Source organism: Lentibacillus saliphilus, assembly GCF_019093865.1.
Lineage (GTDB): Bacteria > Bacillota > Bacilli > Bacillales > Amphibacillaceae > Lentibacillus_B > Lentibacillus_B saliphilus.
In genome coordinates this window covers 70,514-91,590 of record NZ_JABJXD010000008.1, presented here as the reverse complement: position 1 = coordinate 91,590, position 21,077 = coordinate 70,514, and the positions used below count along the sequence as shown (strand labels likewise).

Annotated in this window: 18 protein-coding genes; 14 read left to right on the top strand and 4 right to left on the bottom strand. The window is 40.9% G+C overall.

Annotated elements, in window-relative coordinates:
* Positions 1–26: 26 nt before the first annotated feature.
* Positions 27–371, bottom strand: a complete 345-nt coding sequence (gene rnpA, locus HPC67_RS12505; protein ID WP_217588427.1) for a ribonuclease P protein component — start codon at positions 369–371, stop codon at positions 27–29.
* A gap of 74 nt (positions 372–445) precedes the next feature.
* Positions 446–580: a 50S ribosomal protein L34 gene (rpmH, locus tag HPC67_RS12500; protein WP_188695556.1), complete on the bottom strand. Its 135-nt coding sequence runs from the start codon at positions 578–580 to the stop codon at positions 446–448.
* A gap of 706 nt (positions 581–1,286) precedes the next feature.
* Here rpmH and dnaA point away from each other — a divergent pair.
* The 8 genes from dnaA to HPC67_RS12460 all read left to right on the top strand — a co-directional run bounded on the left by dnaA (position 1,287) and on the right by HPC67_RS12460 (position 12,062).
* Positions 1,287–2,642 (top strand): chromosomal replication initiator protein DnaA, encoded by a 1,356-nt coding sequence (dnaA, locus tag HPC67_RS12495; protein ID WP_217588426.1) that lies wholly within the window; start codon positions 1,287–1,289, stop codon positions 2,640–2,642.
* A gap of 211 nt (positions 2,643–2,853) precedes the next feature.
* Entirely contained in the window at positions 2,854–3,987 is a 1,134-nt protein-coding gene (gene dnaN / locus HPC67_RS12490; RefSeq protein WP_217588425.1) for a DNA polymerase III subunit beta, read from the top strand.
* A gap of 516 nt (positions 3,988–4,503) precedes the next feature.
* Positions 4,504–4,722, top strand: a complete 219-nt coding sequence (gene yaaA / locus HPC67_RS12485; protein WP_217588424.1) for a S4 domain-containing protein YaaA — start codon at positions 4,504–4,506, stop codon at positions 4,720–4,722.
* Between the two features lie 102 nt (positions 4,723–4,824).
* Positions 4,825–5,934: a DNA replication/repair protein RecF gene (recF, locus tag HPC67_RS12480; RefSeq protein WP_217588423.1), complete on the top strand. Its 1,110-nt coding sequence runs from the start codon at positions 4,825–4,827 to the stop codon at positions 5,932–5,934.
* A gap of 22 nt (positions 5,935–5,956) precedes the next feature.
* Positions 5,957–6,241: an extracellular matrix regulator RemB gene (remB, locus tag HPC67_RS12475; protein ID WP_217588422.1), complete on the top strand. Its 285-nt coding sequence runs from the start codon at positions 5,957–5,959 to the stop codon at positions 6,239–6,241.
* 77 nt (positions 6,242–6,318) lie between these two features.
* The gene (gyrB, locus tag HPC67_RS12470; RefSeq protein WP_217588421.1) at positions 6,319–8,235 is read left to right on the top strand and encodes a DNA topoisomerase (ATP-hydrolyzing) subunit B; all 1,917 of its coding nucleotides are present in this window, start codon (positions 6,319–6,321) and stop codon (positions 8,233–8,235) included.
* Between the two features lie 75 nt (positions 8,236–8,310).
* Positions 8,311–10,848 (top strand): DNA gyrase subunit A, encoded by a 2,538-nt coding sequence (gene gyrA / locus HPC67_RS12465; RefSeq protein ID WP_217588420.1) that lies wholly within the window; start codon positions 8,311–8,313, stop codon positions 10,846–10,848.
* Between the two features lie 119 nt (positions 10,849–10,967).
* Positions 10,968–12,062, top strand: a complete 1,095-nt coding sequence (locus tag HPC67_RS12460; protein WP_217588419.1) for an HD-GYP domain-containing protein — start codon at positions 10,968–10,970, stop codon at positions 12,060–12,062.
* Positions 12,063–12,068: 6 nt separating this feature from the next.
* Here HPC67_RS12460 and HPC67_RS12455 read toward each other — a convergent pair whose 3' ends face one another.
* Positions 12,069–13,031: a YaaC family protein gene (locus tag HPC67_RS12455; protein WP_217588418.1), complete on the bottom strand. Its 963-nt coding sequence runs from the start codon at positions 13,029–13,031 to the stop codon at positions 12,069–12,071.
* A gap of 179 nt (positions 13,032–13,210) precedes the next feature.
* Here HPC67_RS12455 and guaB point away from each other — a divergent pair, with 179 nt between their 5' ends.
* From guaB to HPC67_RS12425, 6 genes are all read left to right on the top strand, one after another.
* Complete coding sequence (gene guaB / locus HPC67_RS12450; RefSeq protein ID WP_217588417.1) at positions 13,211–14,680, top strand: IMP dehydrogenase; 1,470 nt, start codon at positions 13,211–13,213, stop codon at positions 14,678–14,680.
* A 250-nt stretch (positions 14,681–14,930) separates the two neighbouring features.
* Positions 14,931–16,220 carry a serine hydrolase gene (locus HPC67_RS12445; protein WP_217588455.1) on the top strand — a complete coding sequence of 430 codons (1,290 nt, stop codon included), beginning with the start codon at positions 14,931–14,933 and terminating at the stop codon, positions 16,218–16,220.
* Between the two features lie 570 nt (positions 16,221–16,790).
* Positions 16,791–17,702, top strand: a complete 912-nt coding sequence (locus tag HPC67_RS12440; protein ID WP_217588416.1) for an ABC transporter permease — start codon at positions 16,791–16,793, stop codon at positions 17,700–17,702.
* 15 nt (positions 17,703–17,717) lie between these two features.
* Positions 17,718–18,638 carry an ABC transporter permease gene (locus HPC67_RS12435; RefSeq protein ID WP_217588414.1) on the top strand — a complete coding sequence of 307 codons (921 nt, stop codon included), beginning with the start codon at positions 17,718–17,720 and terminating at the stop codon, positions 18,636–18,638.
* Between the two features lie 33 nt (positions 18,639–18,671).
* Positions 18,672–19,694, top strand: a complete 1,023-nt coding sequence (locus HPC67_RS12430; RefSeq protein ID WP_217588412.1) for an ABC transporter ATP-binding protein — start codon at positions 18,672–18,674, stop codon at positions 19,692–19,694.
* Positions 19,672–20,712 carry an ABC transporter ATP-binding protein gene (locus tag HPC67_RS12425; protein ID WP_217588411.1) on the top strand — a complete coding sequence of 347 codons (1,041 nt, stop codon included), beginning with the start codon at positions 19,672–19,674 and terminating at the stop codon, positions 20,710–20,712. Before HPC67_RS12430 ends, HPC67_RS12425 begins: the two co-directional genes overlap by 23 nt.
* 152 nt (positions 20,713–20,864) lie before the next feature.
* Here HPC67_RS12425 and HPC67_RS12420 read toward each other — a convergent pair whose 3' ends face one another.
* Positions 20,865–21,020 (bottom strand): hypothetical protein, encoded by a 156-nt coding sequence (locus HPC67_RS12420; protein WP_217588410.1) that lies wholly within the window; start codon positions 21,018–21,020, stop codon positions 20,865–20,867.
* Between the last annotated feature and the right edge of the window lie 57 nt (positions 21,021–21,077).

Below are 21,077 nucleotides of genomic sequence, written 5' to 3'. Positions count from 1 at the left end.
TAAGGGCAATCCATTAAAAACCTAGGCTATCTTTTCAATAATAGTCCTTGTTTATTCAGCAAATGGTTGAGACTACGTTTGATGTCTTTGAATTCAAGGTCTTTTGTCGGGTTTCTCGCAATGATCACGATATCGTATTCAGGTAAAATACGCTCCGAAAGCTCTTGGAACGCTTGACGTAAGTGTCTCTTAATGCGATTACGTGTCACGGCATTCCCAATCTTTTTGCCTACAGATAATCCGACTCTAAAATGCACCTGCTGAGGTACTTTTGTATAGTAGATCACGAGCTGTCTATTGGCAAATGTCTGCCCTGTATCAAACACCTTTTGAAACTCACTATTCTTTTTTATTCTAAATTGCTTTTTCAATGTGATCACCCTTAAAAGCATGCGACCGAACGTGTTCTATAAAAGTGGAAAAAAGACCACTGATATTCAGTGGCCTATGCAGACAATACTTTTCTTCCTTTACGACGACGGCGTGCCAAAACTTTACGACCATTTTTTGTGCTCATACGGGCACGGAAGCCGTGTACTTTTTTGCGTTTACGCGTATTTGGTTGATACGTTCTTTTCATTTATGCTGCACCTCCCCAAGGGATTGAAAAAAATCCAGTTAAAAATCAGTCTCAGTAATTATACGTAAAATATACATGCTATGTCAACTTGTAATTCATTTCCGATCGCTCGAATTATGATAAGCGTTATTTTTCACGATCATATTATACCCTCTCTCTTATCCACACACTTATCCATCACCCAAACAACATATTTCATCCTTCCACAACATTAATCGACATGTTAACCACAAAATACAGACATGTGGATGACTTTTCACCACAAGAAGTGGAGAATGTGGATAACTGTCGAAAAACCATTGCATTCAAACGGTTTTTTTGATAAGATATCATTGTTTTAACTTGTGCATAATTCATTTTGGTTTTAAGTTATACACAAGTTGTGAATAGTTTGTGGATAATTGTTAACAGGCTTTTGATAAACATATACACATCATTGTGGATTTTGTCAACAAGCGCTCTCTTTGACGCGTCTGCTAACCAATTCATATCCACAGGTGCTTCATCTTTTACACGCACCTGATTTCGCAAATATATGTCCAGAAATGGTACTTCTTCTTAAGTCTATGTTGAATGATGTACCATTATGTCTGTTTATTAAAGTGACACCCTCTTTCACCTGTCATTATTGAGAGAGGCTTTTTCTGTCATCACTAAAAAGCGACATCAAATAAAATACGATCTAAGAAAGGAGTGAATATGAAAAGTGGAAAATATTAATGAATTATGGACGGCGACACTTAAAGAAATTGAAGATAAAATAAGCAAACCGAGCTACGAAACATGGTTGGAAAATACGATGGCAAAGAGTTTAGAAGGCGATTTATTAGTCGTCTCCGCCCCAAATGAATTTGCTAGAGACTGGTTAGAAAATCGCTATACAATATTGATTGCTGATATTTTAAAAGAACTAACTGGTGCTGAGCTAACCGTTAAATTTGTCATTCCGAATAACAAAGAAAAACAAGATGATGTAGATGAAGCTACTGCAGAGCAAGCGACACCAATGAATGGCCATAATGGAACGATTGCACCTAAAACAATGCTGAATTCTAAATATACATTTGATACGTTTGTCATCGGTGCTGGTAACCGCTTTGCTCATGCTGCATCTCTAGCCGTTGCTGAGGCCCCCGCTAAAGCCTATAACCCTCTTTTCATATATGGAGGTGTTGGCCTTGGTAAAACACACTTAATGCATGCGATCGGTCATTACGTACAAGAGCACAATCCTGGTGCAAATGTCGTTTATTTGTCGTCTGAAAAATTTACGAACGAATTTATTAATGCCATTATGGACAATAAAACGATTAACTTCCGCAATAAATATCGAAACGCCGATATTTTATTAATTGATGATATTCAATTCATAGCTGGAAAGGAATCGACGCAAGAGGAATTTTTCCATACATTTAACGCCTTACATGAAGATAATAAACAAATTATTATTTCCAGTGACCGGCCTCCAAAAGAAATTCCGACACTTGAAGATCGCTTACGTTCACGATTCGAGTGGGGACTCATTACGGATATTACCCCGCCTGATCTTGAAACACGAACAGCCATTTTATATAAAAAGGCGAAAGCAGAAGGGCTCGATATCCCTGATGAAGTGATGATTTATATCGCTAATCAAATTGATACGAACATTCGTGAACTAGAGGGCGCACTCATACGCGTTGTCGCCTATTCATCTCTAGTAAATCAAGATATTGATGCATCCTTAGCTGCAGATGCGCTTAAAGATATTATTCCGAGCAATAAGCCAAGAATCATCAACGTGCAAAAAATCCAACACGTTGTAGGTGAAAAATATAATATTCGTATAGAGGATTTTGCAGCGAAGAAGCGAACGAAATCCATTGCGTTTCCGAGACAAATTGCCATGTATTTGGCGAGAGAATTAACAGACCTCTCTCTCCCGAAAATTGGTGAGGAATTTGGTGGACGTGATCATACGACTGTTATTCATGCTCACGACAAAATCTCTAAGCTGTTAGAAAATGACATTGATTTAGAACGCAATATAGAAGACATCAAAGAACAGCTTAAATCGATTTAATCGACACAGGATTTCATTACTCAATAATTTGTCCACTGTGTATAATGTGAATGAAGGTGTTGACTTATTCAGCGGTTATGCACATGTGGATAATAATGTTTCGCAAAGCTTTAAGTAGCTTATCCACATAATCACAGCCCTTATTACTATTACTATTATCTTTTTATAAAGAAATATATATAATACATCTCGTTCAGGAGGATCCAAAAAAATGAAGTTCACTATACAACGCGATCCATTAATCGCCAGCATTCAAGATGTTGCCAAAGCAATATCACCTCGTACAGCGATCCCGATCTTAACAGGGATGAAACTCGACGTTCGCCAGCACGGCGTAACGTTAACTGGAAGTGATTCAGACATTTCTATTGAGTCATTTATTCCAGCTGAAGAAAATGGCATCGTCCAAGTGGAAAATATAGAAGAAGGTTCAATCGTCATTCAGTCAAAATACTTTACAGAAATTGTACGTAAACTACCTGAACAAACGGTTGAAATCGATGTAGATGATTCATTAAAGGTAACGATCCGTTCTGGTAAAGCTGTTTTTAATTTGAACGGTCAAGATGCTTCAGAGTATCCACAGCTTCCAAAAGTTGAAACAGATGATAGTTTTAGTGTTGATACAACGCTCTTAAAGCATTTAATTAAACAAACTGTTTTTGCTGTATCAACAATGGAAACACGTCCGATTTTAACCGGTATTAAATGCCAAATGGCAAATAACGTGCTTAATTTCACAGCGACAGACAGCTATCGCCTTGCTTCTCGAGAAATTCCAGTTGACCATACGTCATTAGAATTTACTTGTGTCGTTCCTGGTAAAAGTATGAATGAGCTTCATAAAATATTAGATGACTCTGAAGAAAATGTAGAAATTAGCATTACGAAAAACCAAATTTTATTTAGAACAAAGCATTTATCTTTCTTATCACGCTTGCTAGAAGGCAATTATCCAGAGACATCACGGTTGATTCCTGATGATAGTAAAACAGTCATTCATGCTAAAACAAAACAATTAATTCAAACGGTTGACCGTGCATCATTGCTTGCTCGAACAAATGATAATAGTGTCGTCAAGCTCGTCGCAGATCAAGATGGATTCATTGAAATCTCAGGTTACTCTCAAGATATAGGTGAAGTAAGTGAAGAGGTTCAAGTATCCGGTATAGACGGTGAATCATTGAACATATCATTTAGCTCTGCCTACATGCTTGAAGCATTAAAAGCGATTGACGCTGAAGATATCAAAATTGAATTCACTGGCGCAATGCGGCCATTCATCATTAGACCAGAAAACGATCAATCCGTTCTCCAACTGATCGTACCCGTACGTACGTTTTAATTTAGTAAAAAGAGATTGAGACATAACAAAAATTCAAATCAAATAGACGACTAACACGCGTTGTTAGCTCCGGAAATATACGTAGACTCCGGCGGGAGGAAAGGCCTAGGCGAGACCCCGCAGTGCGTTAGCACGAGGAGGCTCACCAGCCGCCCGCGGAAAGCGAAGTGTATTTCCGGAGCGGGTATTATTCGTAATTTATTTGATTAGAATTCTTTTGTCACAATCTCTTTTTTTGTGTCTAATTAACTTAGACAATGCCCGTTTATTAAAAGTCAATTTTCGTTTAAAAGAATGAGATCTCCCCTCATGTTGCAAACTTAACTATGAGAACATCATAGAAAAAACAATTTTAAGCCAATCACAAACGTTTTTTACAGTTTTATAGGTCAACCCTTTCTTTAATGGCTAAACTTTAGTAAAATAGATATATGGACATTTTAATGGGATCGTGTTCGGATTTAATACTTCTGAATGACATTTAAACATGTCATTGAAAATGGCAGGTGAACAGACATGCAAGAAACAATCGTGATCGATTCCGAATTTATTACGCTTGGACAGCTCATCAAACTTGCCAACATTTTGGAATCAGGCGGAATGGTTAAAGGGTTTATTAAAGAAGAAGGTGCAATCGTTAATGGCGAACGTGAACATAGACGGGGTCGAAAGCTATACCCTGGAGATACCGTTGAAGTTGACGGTGTAGGCGCTTTTGTCGTTGCGCGCAATTAAAATAGGTGCTCACTATTTAACATGATCGTCTTCAGTGTGTTCCCCGAACTTAGCCACCTGAGCGCTCAATGATCCACTCACATCGTTAAATGAGGAGTCAACATGCATATAGAACAATTGATGTTAAAGCAATTTCGCAATTACGATTCGCTTGATGTCTCATTTGACAATAAAGTCAATGTGATCATCGGTGAGAATGCTCAAGGTAAAACCAATTTAATGGAGGCTATGTACACGCTTGCGTTTACGAAATCACATCGTACCCCACGTGAAAAGGAACTCATCCAGTGGGATGCTGATTTTGCTCGGATTGAGGGAAGAATAACGAAGCGCAATCAGTCCATTCCTCTTGATTTAACCATTTCCGCAAAAGGGAAAAAGGCACGGTTGAACCGGCTTGAACAAAGACGTTTAAGCGACTATATAGGGGCCTTGAATATCGTTATGTTTGCACCAGAGGATTTAGGACTTGTTAAAGGGCCACCGCAAAACCGTCGACGCTTCATAGACATGGAGCTTGGCCAAATTCAACCGAAATATATATATCATCTTGGTCTTTACCAAAAGGTGTTAAAGCAGCGTAATTATTTATTGAAGCAGCTACAGCGTAGACAAACAGAAGACCGTACGATGCTGTATGTGTTAACAGAGCAGCTTGCTGAGCATGCTGCGGCGCTTTTATCCCGGCGCTACAAATTTCTAGAGCTTTTACGAAAATGGGCAGGACCAATTCATCACAGCATCAGTCATGAACTAGAAACGTTAGAAATCGTCTATATTCCGACAATTGAAGTATCAGAAGCTGCAAATGAGGAGAAAATAACGAGTAGTTACATATCTCAGTTTCAGGCAATTGCAGAAAAGGAAATAGAACGAGGTACGACGTTAATTGGACCTCATCGCGATGATCTCGTTTTTAACGTCAATAACCGAGATGTACAAACATATGGCTCTCAAGGACAGCAACGGACGACAGCTTTATCTTTGAAACTTGCAGAAATTGAATTAATTCACAACGAAATTGGTGAATACCCGATCCTACTGCTCGATGATGTGCTTAGTGAACTTGATGATTACCGGCAATCCCACTTACTGAACACCATTCAAGGGAAAGTCCAAACATTTGTTTCGACAACAACTGTTGATGGTATCAATCATGACACATTAAAACAGGCAGATATTTTTCACGTTCAAAACGGGAAGATCCGCTAGTTTCAAGGGGGAGAAGATTGCGATGTTTATATATATAGGTGATGACAATGTGCTTCAGGTAAAGGACATTGTTGCAATTATTGATCATAGTGTCGTCACATCTTCAATTATTACACAAGAAACAATCGCACAAACAAAAGCAAATGGAGATTTGTATGGCGACCCAGATCAAGCAAAAACGGTCATCATAACAACTGAACGGATCTATTACAGCTCATTATCGGCAGCGACTTTGAAAAAAAGATCTGGAATGGTTTCAGTGATTAGCAAGCTCGAAGATTACTCGGATCATATTGAAATTGACTGAGTATAGCTCGATGTAATAAGAGTGAGTGATTAAAAGATGCACGTTTTTCAATAAAAAGAAACGCAGGTGAAGTGAACATGGAAGAAAAAATAACAAATCAGGCATATGATGCCGATCAAATACAGGTGTTGGAAGGCTTAGAGGCTGTTCGTAAACGACCTGGCATGTATATCGGGTCTACGAGTCAAAAAGGATTGCACCACCTTGTATGGGAGATTGTCGACAACAGTATTGACGAAGCACTTGCTGGCTATTGTGATCATATTCAAGTCATCATTGAAAAAGACAATAGCATTACAGTAAAAGACAACGGTCGTGGTATCCCTGTTGATACACATGAAAAAACCGGCCGTCCAGCAGTAGAAGTCATATTAACTGTCTTACACGCTGGAGGTAAATTTGGCGGTGGCGGCTATAAAGTATCGGGCGGACTTCACGGTGTCGGTGCTTCTGTTGTTAATGCACTGTCCTCTCAACTTGATGTTCATGTACACCGTGATGGCAACATTCATTTTTTGAGCTTTAAGCAAGGGAAGCCACAAGGTGACCTTGAAATCATTGGCGAAACCGATCATACAGGGACGATTACCCATTTTATACCGGATCCAGAAATTTTTACGGAAGTAACCGAGTTTGATTTTGAAACATTATCGCAAAGACTTCGTGAACTCGCCTTTTTGAACAAAAAAATTACGATTACGATTGAAGATAAACGCGATGATTCTGAGCCAGTTAGTTATTATTATGAAGGTGGCATCAGCTCGTACGTTGAATATATTAATCGGACAAAAGAAGTGCTTCACGAACCATTCTATGCAGAAGGTGAAGCAGATGAAATAGCAGTTGAAGTCGCCATTCAGTACAATGACGGCTTTGCAAGCAATATTTATTCATTTGCGAACAACATCCATACGTATGAAGGTGGAACGCATGAAGTTGGTTTTCGAACTGGACTAACGCGTATCATTAACGACTACGCTCGTAAAAACAATTTATTTAAAGAAGCCGATCCAAATTTAACCGGCGATGACGTTCGTGAAGGAATGACAGCGATCATTTCGATTAAGCATCCGGATCCACAATTTGAAGGGCAAACGAAGACAAAGCTCGGCAACAGTGAGGTTCGTGCTGTAACGGATAGTGTCTTTAGTGAAACGTTTTCTAAATTCCTTTATGAAAATCCTTCAACAGCTAAAATCATCGTTGAAAAAGGATTAATGGCGTCACGTGCTCGAATGGCAGCGAAAAAAGCCCGTGAATTAACGCGTCGTAAAGGTGCCTTAGAGATCAGTAATCTTCCGGGAAAACTTGCTGATTGTTCATCTAGAGATGCATCCATTAGTGAGCTTTATATCGTTGAGGGTGACTCGGCTGGTGGAAGTGCTAAACAAGGTCGTGATCGACATTTTCAGGCGATCCTGCCACTCCGCGGTAAAATTCTCAACGTGGAAAAAGCCCGTTTAGATAAAATTTTATCTAACAATGAGGTCCGGATGATGATTACGGCGCTCGGAACAGGTATTGATGCAGATTTTGATATTACAAAAGCCCGTTATCATAAAGTTGTCATTATGACAGATGCTGACGTTGATGGGGCTCATATTCGTACGTTATTGTTAACCTTTTTCTATCGTTATATGCGTCCGTTAATTGAACATGGTTACATCTATATTGCTCAGCCACCACTTTATAAGGTGCAGCAAGGTAAGGCGATCCATTATGCATATAACGACCAAGAAATGGATAACATTCTCGCAGGCTTATCACAAACACCAAAGCCAGGTATTCAAAGATATAAAGGTCTTGGTGAAATGAATGCAACTCAGCTTTGGGAGACGACAATGAATCCTGAATCACGCACCCTCCTTCAAGTAGAGCTTAAAGATGCCATTGAAGCGGATCAGGTATTTGACATATTAATGGGCGATAAAGTGGAACCGCGGAGAAACTTTATTCAAGAAAATGCTCAGTATGTTAAAAATCTTGATGTGTGATCAAGCATATAAACGATCAATGAGCATAGAGATAGGCCTTGGCTTTGAGCCGGGTTCTTCCAGGGAGGTAATGAAATGGCGGATCAACAACGCCCAAATGTAAAAGAAATTAATATTAGCCAGGAAATGCGAACGTCTTTTCTGGATTATGCTATGAGTGTTATTGTCTCACGTGCACTTCCAGACGTACGTGACGGTCTTAAGCCTGTTCATCGCAGAATTCTTTATGCGATGAACGACCTTGGCATGCATGCGGATAAAGCATATAAGAAAAGTGCAAGAATTGTCGGTGAAGTTATCGGTAAGTATCACCCACACGGCGATTCAGCGGTATATGAAGCGATGGTTCGAATGGCTCAAGACTTTAGCTACCGCAACATGCTCGTCGATGGGCATGGTAACTTTGGTTCAGTTGATGGTGACTCGGCTGCTGCGATGCGTTATACCGAAGCACGTATGTCAAAAATATCAATGGAGCTATTGCGTGATATTAACAAAGACACTATTGATTATGCCGATAACTATGATGGTACTGAACGTGAGCCGGTCGTTTTTCCAGCTCGCTTCCCTAACCTACTCGTGAACGGTGCATCGGGTATCGCTGTCGGGATGGCAACAAATATTCCACCGCATAATCTCGGTGAAACGATTGATGCTGTTCTCGCTTTAAGTAAGGATCCAGATATTACGATAGAAGAGCTGATGGATGATTATATTCACGGTCCTGATTTTCCAACAGCAGGTGATATTCTCGGACGTAGTGGTATTCGTAAAGCCTATGAAACAGGTAAAGGCTCTATTACAATTCGTGCGAAAGCTGATATTGAAGAGCATGCGAATGGCAAGGCAACGATTATCGTAACGGAGCTGCCTTATCAGGTGAATAAAGCGAAGCTGGTTGAAAAGATTGCCGAGCTTGTTCGCGATAAACGCATTGATGGTATTACCGATCTTAGAGATGAATCTGACCGGAATGGTATGCGCATCGTTATCGAATTAAGACGTGATGTGAATGCGAATGTTGTATTGAATAACTTGTACAAATATACCGCATTGCAGACGTCATTCGGCATTAACATACTCGCATTAGTGGATGGTCAACCTAAAGTGCTCACATTAAAGCAATGTCTCGAGCATTATTTAAGACACCAAATTGAAATTATTAAACGCCGCACAGCCTTCGAATTAAGAAAAGCTGAAGCACGTGCCCATATTCTTGAAGGGCTCCGAATCGCTTTAGATCATATCGATCAAATTATTGCCTTGATTCGTGGCTCAAAAACGACTGACATCGCTAGAGAAGGCTTGATCACTCAATTTAGCTTGTCTGACAAGCAGGCACAAGCCATTTTAGATATGCGCCTTCAGCGTTTAACTGGACTAGAGCGGGAAAAAATCGAAAATGAGTACAATGATTTGCTTGAACTCATCACAGAATTGAAAGCCATTTTGGCTGATGAAGAAAAAGTGCTCGAAATTATTCGTGAAGAATTAACGGAAATTAAAGAGCGTTTTGATGACGGCCGCCGTACTGAGATTTTAACCGGTGGTACAGACTTTTTTGAGGATGAAGACTTAATTCCTGAAGAAAACATTGTCATCACATTGACCCATCAAGGCTATATTAAACGCCTACCTTCCTCCACTTACCGCACTCAAAAACGCGGTGGCCGAGGCATTCAAGGAATGGGTACGAATGAGGACGACTTTGTTGAACATCTCGTATCAACATCGACACATGATACCGTCTTATTTTTCACAAATAAAGGTAAGGTTTACCGTGCGAAAGGCTATGAGGTACCTGAATTTAGCCGGACAGCGAAAGGGATTCCTTTAATCAATTTGCTGCAGGTTGAAAAAGGTGAATGGGTTAATGCGGTCATATCTGTGAATGAATTCTCCGATGATGAATTCTTGTTTTTCACGACGAGACACGGTATTTCCAAGCGCACAACCCTTTCACAATTTGCGAATATCCGTAAAAGTGGCTTGATTGCTCTAGGACTAAGAGAAGGCGACGAGCTCATATCTGTCCGAAAAACAGATGGTGATAAAGATATCTTGATTGGAACAAACAACGGCTATGTGATTCGTTTTCCAGAGGGCGAAATTCGTTCTATGGGACGGACAGCAGCTGGTGTCCGTGGCATTTCGCTTCGAGAAGGCGATCAAGTCGTCTCAATGGAAATCATTGAGCCAGGCGATCAGATTTTGCATGTTACGGATAAAGGTATTGGTAAACGGACACCTGAAGAGCAATATCGCACAACACGCCGTGGTGGTAAGGGGATCTTTACGTGCCGCCTAAATGATGACACAGGCCACGTTGTTGCTGTTAAAACTGTAACAGGTCAAGAGGACATTATGCTTATTACTGTTGCTGGTGTGTTGATTCGTATTCCAGTTGAGGATATCTCACAAACAGGACGTAATACACAAGGTGTTCGCTTAATTCGTTTGCAAAATGATGAAGCAGTCGCGACCGTTGCAAAAGTACAGGAAGATGAAGAGGAAGATGATGAAGCAGTCATCGAGAACAATGAGCATTCGAGCGATTCAGATGCTGACAGTGTTGATTCGATGACGAATGATGACGAGGAAAATATCGATTAACAGCTTCATCAAGCAGGGCGACTCCAGAGAGCAATGAGCATTCTCACAGAGTCGCCTTTTCTTTAAACGTAAAAAAGATCCAGCTGATCAATCGAGAATCAACTTTAGGGGGAAGAGAGATGCACATCAATGTGTCACAACTAAAACCTGGGGATGTCGTTTTAAAAGAGATTGTTGGACGATCCGGAAAGCCAATTGTCCAAAAAAAGACTGTGTTAACTGCAGAGCATATTTCGGTATTAAAGCTGTTCCAAATCGAATCAGTGTCTATTGTGAAAGGCGAATTCGTATCAGAACAGGCGGAAGCGGATACAACTGATGAACCGCCTGCACAAAATCAGAACGATCTCGAAATAGATCGAGATGAAAAGTCGTTTCAGGCGCATTATAAAACCGTTGTAGCCGGTTTTAAGAAGCACTTTAACAAGTGGCAGAACCAAGTGCCAGTTGATTTACCTGCACTTCGCAAGCTATTCCTTCCTTTGATTGAACGGGTTGATGATGTTGGACAGGCCGTTTATAAACTTCATCATCTCGCCACAAAGCAAGATTATTTGTATCATCATGCCGTAAGTGTCGGTGTATTATCGTCTTTTTTAGGGAGGAAGATGGGGTATCCGAAAGGTGAGTGGCTCCAGATCGGTCTTGCCGGCTTACTATCAGATTGTGGCATGGCAAAAATTGATGCAACAATTCTTGAAAAAACAGTCCCCCTTACTGATGCTGAATTTAATATTATTAAAGCGCATCCAACCCATTCTTATTACATGATTGAGAAGCTACCAACGTTATCACAGCCCGTGAAGCTGGCAGTGCTACAGCATCATGAGCGCCAGGATGGTCAAGGCTATCCGCTCGGCTTAAAAGGTAGCCAAATACAAATGTACGCTCGCATTGTTGCTGTATGTGATATGTACCATGCGATGACCTGTGAACGTACGTACCGTGAAAAGACATCACCATTCAAGGTCATCGAATTACTAGAGCGGGAGCAGTTTAAAAATCTTGATCCGAATGTCGTCCAAACGTTCATTAATAATTTATATAATGTAACCGTTGGCATAAAAGTCGTTCTCAGCAATCATCGCGTTGGTGATATTGTGTTTGTTGATAATCAAAACCCTACAAGGCCAATGGTGAGAATGGATGACGATGACAGTTTTATTGCTTTAAAGGACCATCCGGATCTTTTTATCAGTGATATATTAGGGTAAACGTTTCTAATCCTTAGACTCATACTGCCGATACAAGTACTCTCCTAGCATCAAAGGGATTTTATCGCTCGTACAATCAAGAAACCCCTTTATAAGTGGGTAGTCCATATCTGGCTTCGTTGCAATTAATTCACCCCACCAAGCGGGCTCATAGCGCGATAGCATACCAAGATTGTAAAGAATGAGATAGTGAACGATCACCTCAGACATTGGTAAAAACTGCTCACGACGGATAGGAAAATAAACGCTTTTAAGGGTGCTATTGACGTAAAACGGCCCATTTTCTCCAAGAAGTGCTGCGTCTAAGTGAATGTTAATCATCTGATGATCTATGTCCTGGTGGGTGATCGGTGGTAAAAAGGCTTGTACTTTTTGTAAAAAACCATGCTCTGTTAAATGATACTGATCAAGAAGTGTCTGTGGAAAGGTCAACTCGTTATGACCGAGCGTACCTACTTGAACCATAGAAGGCGCTTTGTGCCATTGATACAATGGTACAAGCTCAGGGATAACCGCAAGCAGCTGCTGCATCGTTATTTTCGTAAAAGGCAGCTGCTTTAAATTAAATAAATGTTCACTCATATAAGGCAGCAGTCCCTTATGCTGTACTTTTACTTCATCGGTTATGAAGGTGTAATCCTTTTTCTTCTTTTTACGTGATGACACACCATGAGCGAGCATCGTTGTAGATTCGGGATAGTCCGGTCGTACCGTTAAAATACAAGCCTTTAGCAAATGGACCATGCCATAAAAGTATAATAATGGCTTGAGACGATCATCGGCTTTTTTTCCACTGTTATAAAATGTGTGTCCATGGTCAAGATAATACATGAAAGTCGTACAATTATCGTAACTTTTCGCTTCAGCATCGATGCCATCAAGCTGCTTGTAACACTGTAATAAATACGAACGACTTGAGTTTTGTGATTGAAGATATGTATATAACGCATGCACATGTTGCTGCTTCATTGTGATCATTCCCCTTTTCCTTAAAAATTTTGAATGCATTTACTTTTTATATCCGTACATCAGGTATTGAAAAAGCCGTTTTGATGACGTATTCTAAAATACAATAGACACAGAGTTGCTTTAGTTTCGCCCATTTGTGCCATTTTATATTCACTAATTCATCGAGGAGGATTTCAACTATGCGGGAGGATAAATTCGCAAAAGAAGGTATTACATTTGATGACGTTCTAATGATCCCAGCAGCATCGGATGTGTTACCAAATCAAGTTGACGTCAGTACAGAGCTTACATCAAAAATCAAATTACGTGCCCCATTAATTAGTGCGGGTATGGACACCGTCACTGAGGCGGAAATGGCGATTGCGATGGCCAGACAGGGTGGTTTCGGCGTGATCCACAAAAACATGTCTGTTGAAGAACAAGCCGAGCATGTTGATCGCGTAAAACGTTCAGAAAGTGGCGTCATTACGAACCCATTCTTTTTAACGCCAGAGCATCAAGTGTATGATGCTGAGCATTTAATGGGTAAGTTCCGTATTTCTGGTGTGCCAATCGTCAACAACATTGATGAACAAAAGCTTGTTGGTATTTTGACGAACAGAGATTTGCGCTTTGTTGAGGATTATTCCATCGCCATCTCTGAAGTTATGACACATGAGAACTTAATCACAGCACCTGTTGGAACAACTTTAAAAGAAGCTGAAAAGTTACTCCAGCGTCATAAAATTGAAAAGCTGCCACTTGTTGACAGCAATAATATTTTAAAAGGGCTTATTACGATTAAGGATATTGAGAAAGTCATTGAATTTCCGAATGCAGCGAAAGACGCTCAAGGACGTTTGCTCGTTGGTGCAGCTGTAGGGGTAACTGTTGACGCAATGACACGTATTGAAAAATTGGTTGAAGCTGGTGTTGATGTCATTGTTATTGATACAGCACATGGTCATTCAAAAGGTGTTATTGAACAAGTTGAGCGCGTGTCCAAGCGTTGGCCAGACCTTGACATCATTGCTGGTAACGTTGCAACGCCTGAAGCAACGAAAGCACTTATTGAAGCAGGTGCTTCTATTGTCAAAGTCGGAATCGGTCCAGGCTCTATCTGTACAACACGCGTTGTTGCAGGTGTTGGTGTGCCACAAGTAACAGCTGTTTATGATTGTGCGCGCGCAGCAGCTGAGTACAATGTGCCAGTTATCGCTGACGGGGGGATTAAATACTCCGGTGATATCGTAAAAGCATTAGCAGCTGGTGCTCATGCTGTTATGCTCGGTAGTCTATTTGCCGGTGTATCAGAAAGCCCTGGAGAACGAGAAATTTATCAAGGTCGTCAGTATAAAGTTTATCGTGGCATGGGTTCTGTCGGTGCGATGGAAGCTGGTTCAAAAGACCGCTATTTCCAAGATACTGACGAAACGAAAAAGCTCGTTCCAGAAGGTATTGAAGGCCGTATCGCTTATAAAGGACCGCTCGCTGATACAGTCCATCAGCTTCTCGGTGGTCTACGTGCTGGAATGGGGTATTGTGGAACACCAACAATTGATGCGTTAAGAACGGATGCCCGTTTTGTTCGCATTACGAACGCTGGTCTAAGAGAAAGTCATCCACACGATGTACAAATTACGAAAGAAGCACCAAATTATTCAATCTAACATCACATCAATTCGACAAAAGTAGCCTCTCTTTCATAAGAGAGCTGCTTTTTTTTGACCAAATCTATGATTGCCGTAAATTACCTCATAAAATACATGATTCAAACTCTCCTTGCCATCTATTTTTTAGATACACAATATGATAAAATAACAAGATAGCATCAGTTTACAATCTAGTAAAAAAAGAACGGTATATTTCAAGGTGGAGGTAGAGAAAGTGAAACAAAAATGGATTCCGTTACGGATTTTTATGGTGTTGGTCTTGCTTGTTCCGGTCCTTCTGCGACCTTCTGTATCGCAGGCAGATGAAATCTTGGACATTGAAGCCAAAGCAGCGATATTGGTAGATGCAAATACGGGCAAAGTCTTATATGCTAAAAATCCGGATAGCACCTTACCATCTGCTAGTATGACCAAAATGATGACTGAATACCTTGTGTGGGAAGCAGTTGAAACAGAGTCAAATGGCATCACATGGGATACGACAACACAGATTAGTGACTACCCATATGGGATTTCAGCGAACAACAACTTTTCCGGAATTGGTTTGCGGCAAAATGTTGATTATACCGTTCGTGAATTATACCATGCTATGGCGATCTATTCCGATAACGCAACATCGATTGCACTTGCGGAATTAATTGCGGGTTCTGAAGGCGAATTTGTTAAAATGATGAATGATAAAGCGAAAGAACTTGGTATGGATGGTTATAAATTTGTGAATGCGACTGGCCTTAACAATGCCCATTTAGGTGATCACTACCCAGAGGGGACAAGTCCAGATGATATGAATTTATTATCACCACGATCAGCTGCCCTTCTTGCCCATCGCTTAATTGAGGATTATCCAGAAGCGCTTGATATTTCAAGCATTCCACAAGAGGTATTTGATGATCAGTTGATGATCAACTGGAACTGGATGCTGAAACACGATTCTGTTAACTTTGAGCAATTCTATTTTGAAGGTGTTGACGGCTTGAAAACCGGCTACACAGAAGAAGCTGGTAATTGCTTTACTGGAACAGCGATTCGTGATGGCAAGCGACTCATTACAGTTGTGATGAATGCAGATACACGTGAACAGCGTTTTAATGAAACAAAGAAATTACTCAATTACGGCTATAACAATTTTGCCGAGCAAGAAGTCATTCCTGCTGGCTATCAGTTAGATGATGAAAAAACGCTAGACGTTGTAAAAGGTAAAGAAGAATCAGTTGAAATTGCAACAGAAAAAGCATTTACACTGCCTATTAGACAAGGTGATCAGGATCAATATACTGTCACGTTTCATATTGATAAAGATCAGTTGAATGAAGATGGCCAACTTGTTGCCCCAATAGAAAAAGGACAAAAAGTCGGTACAGCTGAACTCGTTTATAATGGGACTGACCATGGAAGCATTCTTCCTGGACAGAAGACGCTCACTGTTCCGCTCGTCGCAGAACAGTCCGTTGATAAATCAAACTGGTTTATGCTCATGCTCGGCTCAGTTGGTGACTTTTTCAGTAACCTCTTCTCAACAATAAAAGGCTGGTTTTAATAGAAAGCTAGAGGCTAGGATACACCTTATAGTTTAATCCAAAAGACGAACAATGCTCAACACTAGCTCAGGAAATATACGTAGACTCCGGCGGGAGGAAAGGCATAGGTGAGACCCCACAGTGCGTTAGCGGAAGGAAGGCTAAAGTCGCGACGACAATCGCCACGCCTTCATGACCAACGTCCTGTTGGCCCGAGGCTCACCGAGGGGATGTTCGATTAAATTCGGCGCGTCCTGCGCCAACATCGAACGACCAACGTCCTGTTAGCCCGCGGAAAGCGAAGTATATTTCCTGAGCGGTGGTATTGTTCGTCTTTTTTATTTAATTAATAGTCTTTTGTCCTTATCCTATTTTTTGTGCCTGTCAACTCCTCGAGTTTTGTCGAATGATGTCAAAACCCTCTTTTTACTAAAATGGTAAACTTTCAAAATGTGGGAATTAGTAGATTGCGTTATTGCATTCAGACAGCTTTAATTGTAATATATATTCATATCGTTTTAAAAGAATTCGTGCACATAAAAAATTCGGATTCTTTCATTTTTTCTATAAAGCATAGGGGGGAAAACAACATGACTGCTGAAGAACGAGTAGAGCCGCTTGACGATGACAAGCGGAAGAAAAAGAAAAAAGATAGTCCTTTTAAGCGCTCACTTAAAGACTTTTATAGAAAGCTGAAGAAGAATAAAAGTGCGATGGTAGGTGGCTATCTCATTATTTTTCTCATATTGGTAGCGCTTATAGGACCATACTTAACGCAGTACGATATACGACAGCCTGATTACAGCATTAAGTTTGAAGGCCCGTCTGCCGAGCATTGGTTTGGGGCTGATCATCACGGGAGAGATGTGTTTTCAAGGGTCATTCATGGATTAGGCATTACGATGAAAATTGGCCTCTTATCGACTTTATTTGGTGGTTTAGCAGGTATTTTAATCGGCATCATTTCTGGATACTATGGTCGAAAAGTCGATGCTGTTATTATGCGATTTATGGATGTATTGCTGGCATTTCCGGGCATTTTGCTCGCTTTGGCACTCATTAGTATTTTAGGGGCCTCTGAGGAAAATGTCATTATCGCTGTGTCAATCTTTGCGGTACCAACATTTGCACGGATTGTTCGTGGCTCGACACTGGCAACGAAAAATTTAGAGTACATTGATGCGATGAAAGCCCTTGGTGCTTCTGATATCCGCATTATTTTTAAACATATTTTACCGAATATATTATCACCTATTATTGTCCAGGCGAGCTTATTTATAGCGAGTGCGATTTTGTCTGCGAGTGGTCTTTCCTTTATTGGTATGGGTGTCCAGCCACCATCTCCAGAGCTTGGGGCGATCTTAAGTGAAGGTCGTGACTTTATGTGGGATGCAGGTCATATCACATTATATCCGGGTCTCGTAATTATGCTGCTCGTGCTGGCATTTAACGTATTTGGTGATGGTTTACGGGATGCATTAGATCCAAAAATGAAAAAATAGGAAGTAGGTGCAAGTATGTTCCAATTTATAGTTCGTCGACTGCTACAGCTTATCCCTGTTTTACTGGGGGTTACGATACTTGTCTTTTCATTGATGCACCTCACTCCGGGGAATCCAGCCCATATCATTGCCGGAGAAAGTGCACCTGCCGATACGATCAAACAAATAGAAGAACGTCTTGGTTTGAATGATCCAATCCCCGTTCAATATTTTAACTTTCTCAAAGATGCCATTATGCTTGATTTCGGTAATTCGTGGAGAACAAGCTTAGAGGTTAGTGAAGAGCTATGGCCCAAGTTTTGGGTGACGTTTGAACTGGCAGTATACAGTACAATCTTTAGTATTTTTATTGGGCTTATTGCCGGCATCATTTCTGCCGTTAGACAATATTCTTTCTCTGATGTATCGATTATGCTTGTGGCACTGTTCGGTTTGTCGATGCCAAACTTCTGGCTCGGTCTCATGTTAATGCAATGGTTTGCGATTAATCTAGGATGGGTGCCTGCGACCGGTTGGGGAACACCACAACAAGTTGTATTACCCGTTATTACGCTCGGAACGATGGGGGCTGCGGTCGTCGCACGGATGACACGATCGAGTATGCTCGACGTTATTTCACAGGATTATATTCGAACAGCCCGCGCAAAAGGTTTAAAGGAAAGCATCGTTATTTATCGGCATGCTTTAAAAAATGCTTTAATTCCAGTTGTGACTGTCGTAGGCTTGCAATTCGGTAGTTTACTAGCTGGTGCCGTGTTGACAGAATCTGTTTTTGCGATAAATGGTATGGGAAAATTGGTCATTGATCGGATATTGGCCAGAGACTTCCCTGTTGTTCAAGCTGCTGTCCTTGTGATCGCTGTCGTGTTTGTATTTGTGAACCTGCTCGTTGACATATCTTATAAGTTTTTAAATAAACGCATTGATCTGGATTAAATACATTCAGAAACTAGATAGAGGTGAGACATATTGAGCGAGGAAATCATTTTAGACATAAACAATTTAAGAACCTCATTCTTTGATGATGATGGCGAGATTAAAGCCGTTGATGGCGTTTCATTCAAGCTTCCAAAAGGAAAAACGCTCGGCGTTGTCGGGGAATCAGGATCAGGTAAAAGCATTACCGCTTTATCAATTTTGCGGTTGATTGATTCCAAGGGAAAGATTGTAGACGGAAGCATTAATTTTAAAGGAAAAGATTTAACAAAACTGAGTACGAAACAGATTCAACATATTCGCGGTAATGAAATTTCAATGATTTTTCAGGAGCCGATGACGTCTTTAAACCCCGTTTATACGATTGGTCAACAAATTCGTGAAACGTTAAAGGTTCATGAAGGTATAGGAAAAGAAAAGGGTAATAAACGGGCCGTTGAATTGCTTCAGCTCGTCGGTATCCCATCACCTGAAGCGCGTCTCAAGCAATACCCGCATGAGCTCTCAGGTGGCATGAGACAGCGGGTGATGATCGCTATGGCACTCGCATGTAAGCCAGACCTTTTGATTGCGGATGAGCCGACGACCGCACTTGATGTGACAATTCAAGCGCAAATTCTAGAGCTTATTAATGATTTACAGGATAACTTAGGAATGTCAGTCATTATGATTACCCATGACCTTGGCGTTGTTGCAGAGACGTGTGACTATGTAGCAGTCATGTACGGTGGTAAGGTTGTTGAATATCAGGATGTTATCTCATTGTTTAAAAATCCGAGACATCCATACACAGTTGGCCTGCTCAATTCGATTCCGCGTCATGATATTGATGTGGAAGATTTAGAGCCAATTCGTGGCAGCGTCCCGAGTCCAAAAAATATGCCTAAAGGCTGTCATTTTGCGCCAAGATGTCCGTTTGCAACTGACCTATGCAATGCAGAAATGCCATCACTCGATCATCTAGGTGACGACAGTGACGTGCGGTGCTGGATCTATAGTGACCGCTGGGATGGCGATCCGGAGGTGAATGTTGTTGACCAAAAAACAACTTCTTGAAGTCGATCATTTAAAACAATATTTTCCGATTAAAGGTGGTTTTTTAGGAAGAACCGTCAACCACGTTAAAGCAGTTGATGATATCTCCTTTCAAATCTTCGAAGGCGAAACACTAAGTGTGGTAGGAGAGTCTGGTTGTGGGAAGTCAACGACAGGAAGAGCCATCCTAAGACTAGATGAACCGACCGATGGGACGATAGAGTTTGATGGGGTCGATCTGTTGTCTTTAAGTAAACGTAAGATGCGGAAAAAACGTAAGGATCTACAAGTGATTTTCCAGGATCCATTTGCGTCCTTAAATCCGCGTCAAACGGTTAAAAAAATCTTAACCGAAGCGATGGCCATTCAAAATGTCGTTCCGAAACATCAACGGGAAGCACGTGCCGTTGAATTGCTTGAAACAGTCGGAATGAACGCTGAACAGCTTGATCGGTATCCGCATGAATTCTCAGGTGGTCAAAGACAGCGGATCGGAATTGCCCGCGCCCTGTCGGTTGATCCGAAGCTCATTATTTGTGATGAGGCTGTCTCTGCGCTTGACGTATCGATTCAGGCTCAAGTGCTTAATTTGTTGAAAAAGCTACAGCGGCAATTTAATTTAACATATTTATTCATTGCCCATGATCTCGGTGTTGTTCGACACATTTCAGATCGTATTATCGTAATGTATCTCGGTAAAGTTGTGGAGATTGCAGATAAAAAATCGTTATTTGATAATCCACAGCATCCCTATACGAAAGCGCTTCTGTCAGCGATCCCAACACCTGATCCAGAGCATAAAAAAGAACGGATCATCTTAAAAGGTGATGTTCCGTCACCGATCGATCCACCTTCAGGCTGTCGCTTTCATACGCGGTGTCCGTTTGCAACAGACCTATGTAAACAGGAAGAACCACAGCTCCGTAACTTGTCCATGATGAAGGAAGGCCATCAAGCTGCCTGCCATCATATAGAAAAGATTTATGCGGGACAGCCGCCAAATGAACAGAGCCAAGAGAATGAACCAACATTGACATAATGCATAAACGTGAGATGTGGGCACTAAATATAACAAATTAAAAAGGCTGACTCAAAGGTGTGCGCCTATCAGCCAGATGTTCATCTGGTTTGTAGGGCAGTAGCACACACTTTGGAGTCAGCCTTTGTTTGTATAAAACGATTATAATAGAGCTATAGCTTACTAATCAAAAGACTACCAAATTGCCAAATCGAAATGGAAATCATCATCAATGATACGACTTGTAACCATCTCTTTTTGGTTAAAAAACCAATCGTCAACAATAAAAGCGCACAGACGACCAACGTTATAATTAATGGTAAATTCATCTTTAACCCTCTTATCAATTTTTATTCATTCACATCTTGAGAAATGGCTGAATAACA

What these genes read in the sequence shown, in the direction of transcription:
- rpmH (WP_188695556.1), bottom strand. Translation starts at nt 580, where the DNA reads ATGAAAAGAACGTATCAACCAAATACGCGTAAACGCAAAAAAGTACAC.
- dnaN (WP_217588425.1), top strand. Translation starts at nt 2,854, where the DNA reads ATGAAGTTCACTATACAACGCGATCCATTAATCGCCAGCATTCAAGAT.
- yaaA (WP_217588424.1), top strand. Translation starts at nt 4,504, where the DNA reads ATGCAAGAAACAATCGTGATCGATTCCGAATTTATTACGCTTGGACAG.
- recF (WP_217588423.1), top strand. Translation starts at nt 4,825, where the DNA reads ATGCATATAGAACAATTGATGTTAAAGCAATTTCGCAATTACGATTCG.
- remB (WP_217588422.1), top strand. Translation starts at nt 5,957, where the DNA reads ATGTTTATATATATAGGTGATGACAATGTGCTTCAGGTAAAGGACATT.
- gyrB (WP_217588421.1), top strand. Translation starts at nt 6,319, where the DNA reads ATGGAAGAAAAAATAACAAATCAGGCATATGATGCCGATCAAATACAG.
- gyrA (WP_217588420.1), top strand. Translation starts at nt 8,311, where the DNA reads ATGGCGGATCAACAACGCCCAAATGTAAAAGAAATTAATATTAGCCAG.
- HPC67_RS12460 (WP_217588419.1), top strand. Translation starts at nt 10,968, where the DNA reads ATGCACATCAATGTGTCACAACTAAAACCTGGGGATGTCGTTTTAAAA.
- HPC67_RS12455 (WP_217588418.1), bottom strand. Translation starts at nt 13,031, where the DNA reads ATGAAGCAGCAACATGTGCATGCGTTATATACATATCTTCAATCACAA.
- guaB (WP_217588417.1), top strand. Translation starts at nt 13,211, where the DNA reads ATGCGGGAGGATAAATTCGCAAAAGAAGGTATTACATTTGATGACGTT.
- HPC67_RS12445 (WP_217588455.1), top strand. Translation starts at nt 14,931, where the DNA reads ATGGTGTTGGTCTTGCTTGTTCCGGTCCTTCTGCGACCTTCTGTATCG.
- HPC67_RS12440 (WP_217588416.1), top strand. Translation starts at nt 16,791, where the DNA reads ATGACTGCTGAAGAACGAGTAGAGCCGCTTGACGATGACAAGCGGAAG.
- HPC67_RS12435 (WP_217588414.1), top strand. Translation starts at nt 17,718, where the DNA reads ATGTTCCAATTTATAGTTCGTCGACTGCTACAGCTTATCCCTGTTTTA.
- HPC67_RS12420 (WP_217588410.1), bottom strand. Translation starts at nt 21,020, where the DNA reads ATGAATTTACCATTAATTATAACGTTGGTCGTCTGTGCGCTTTTATTG.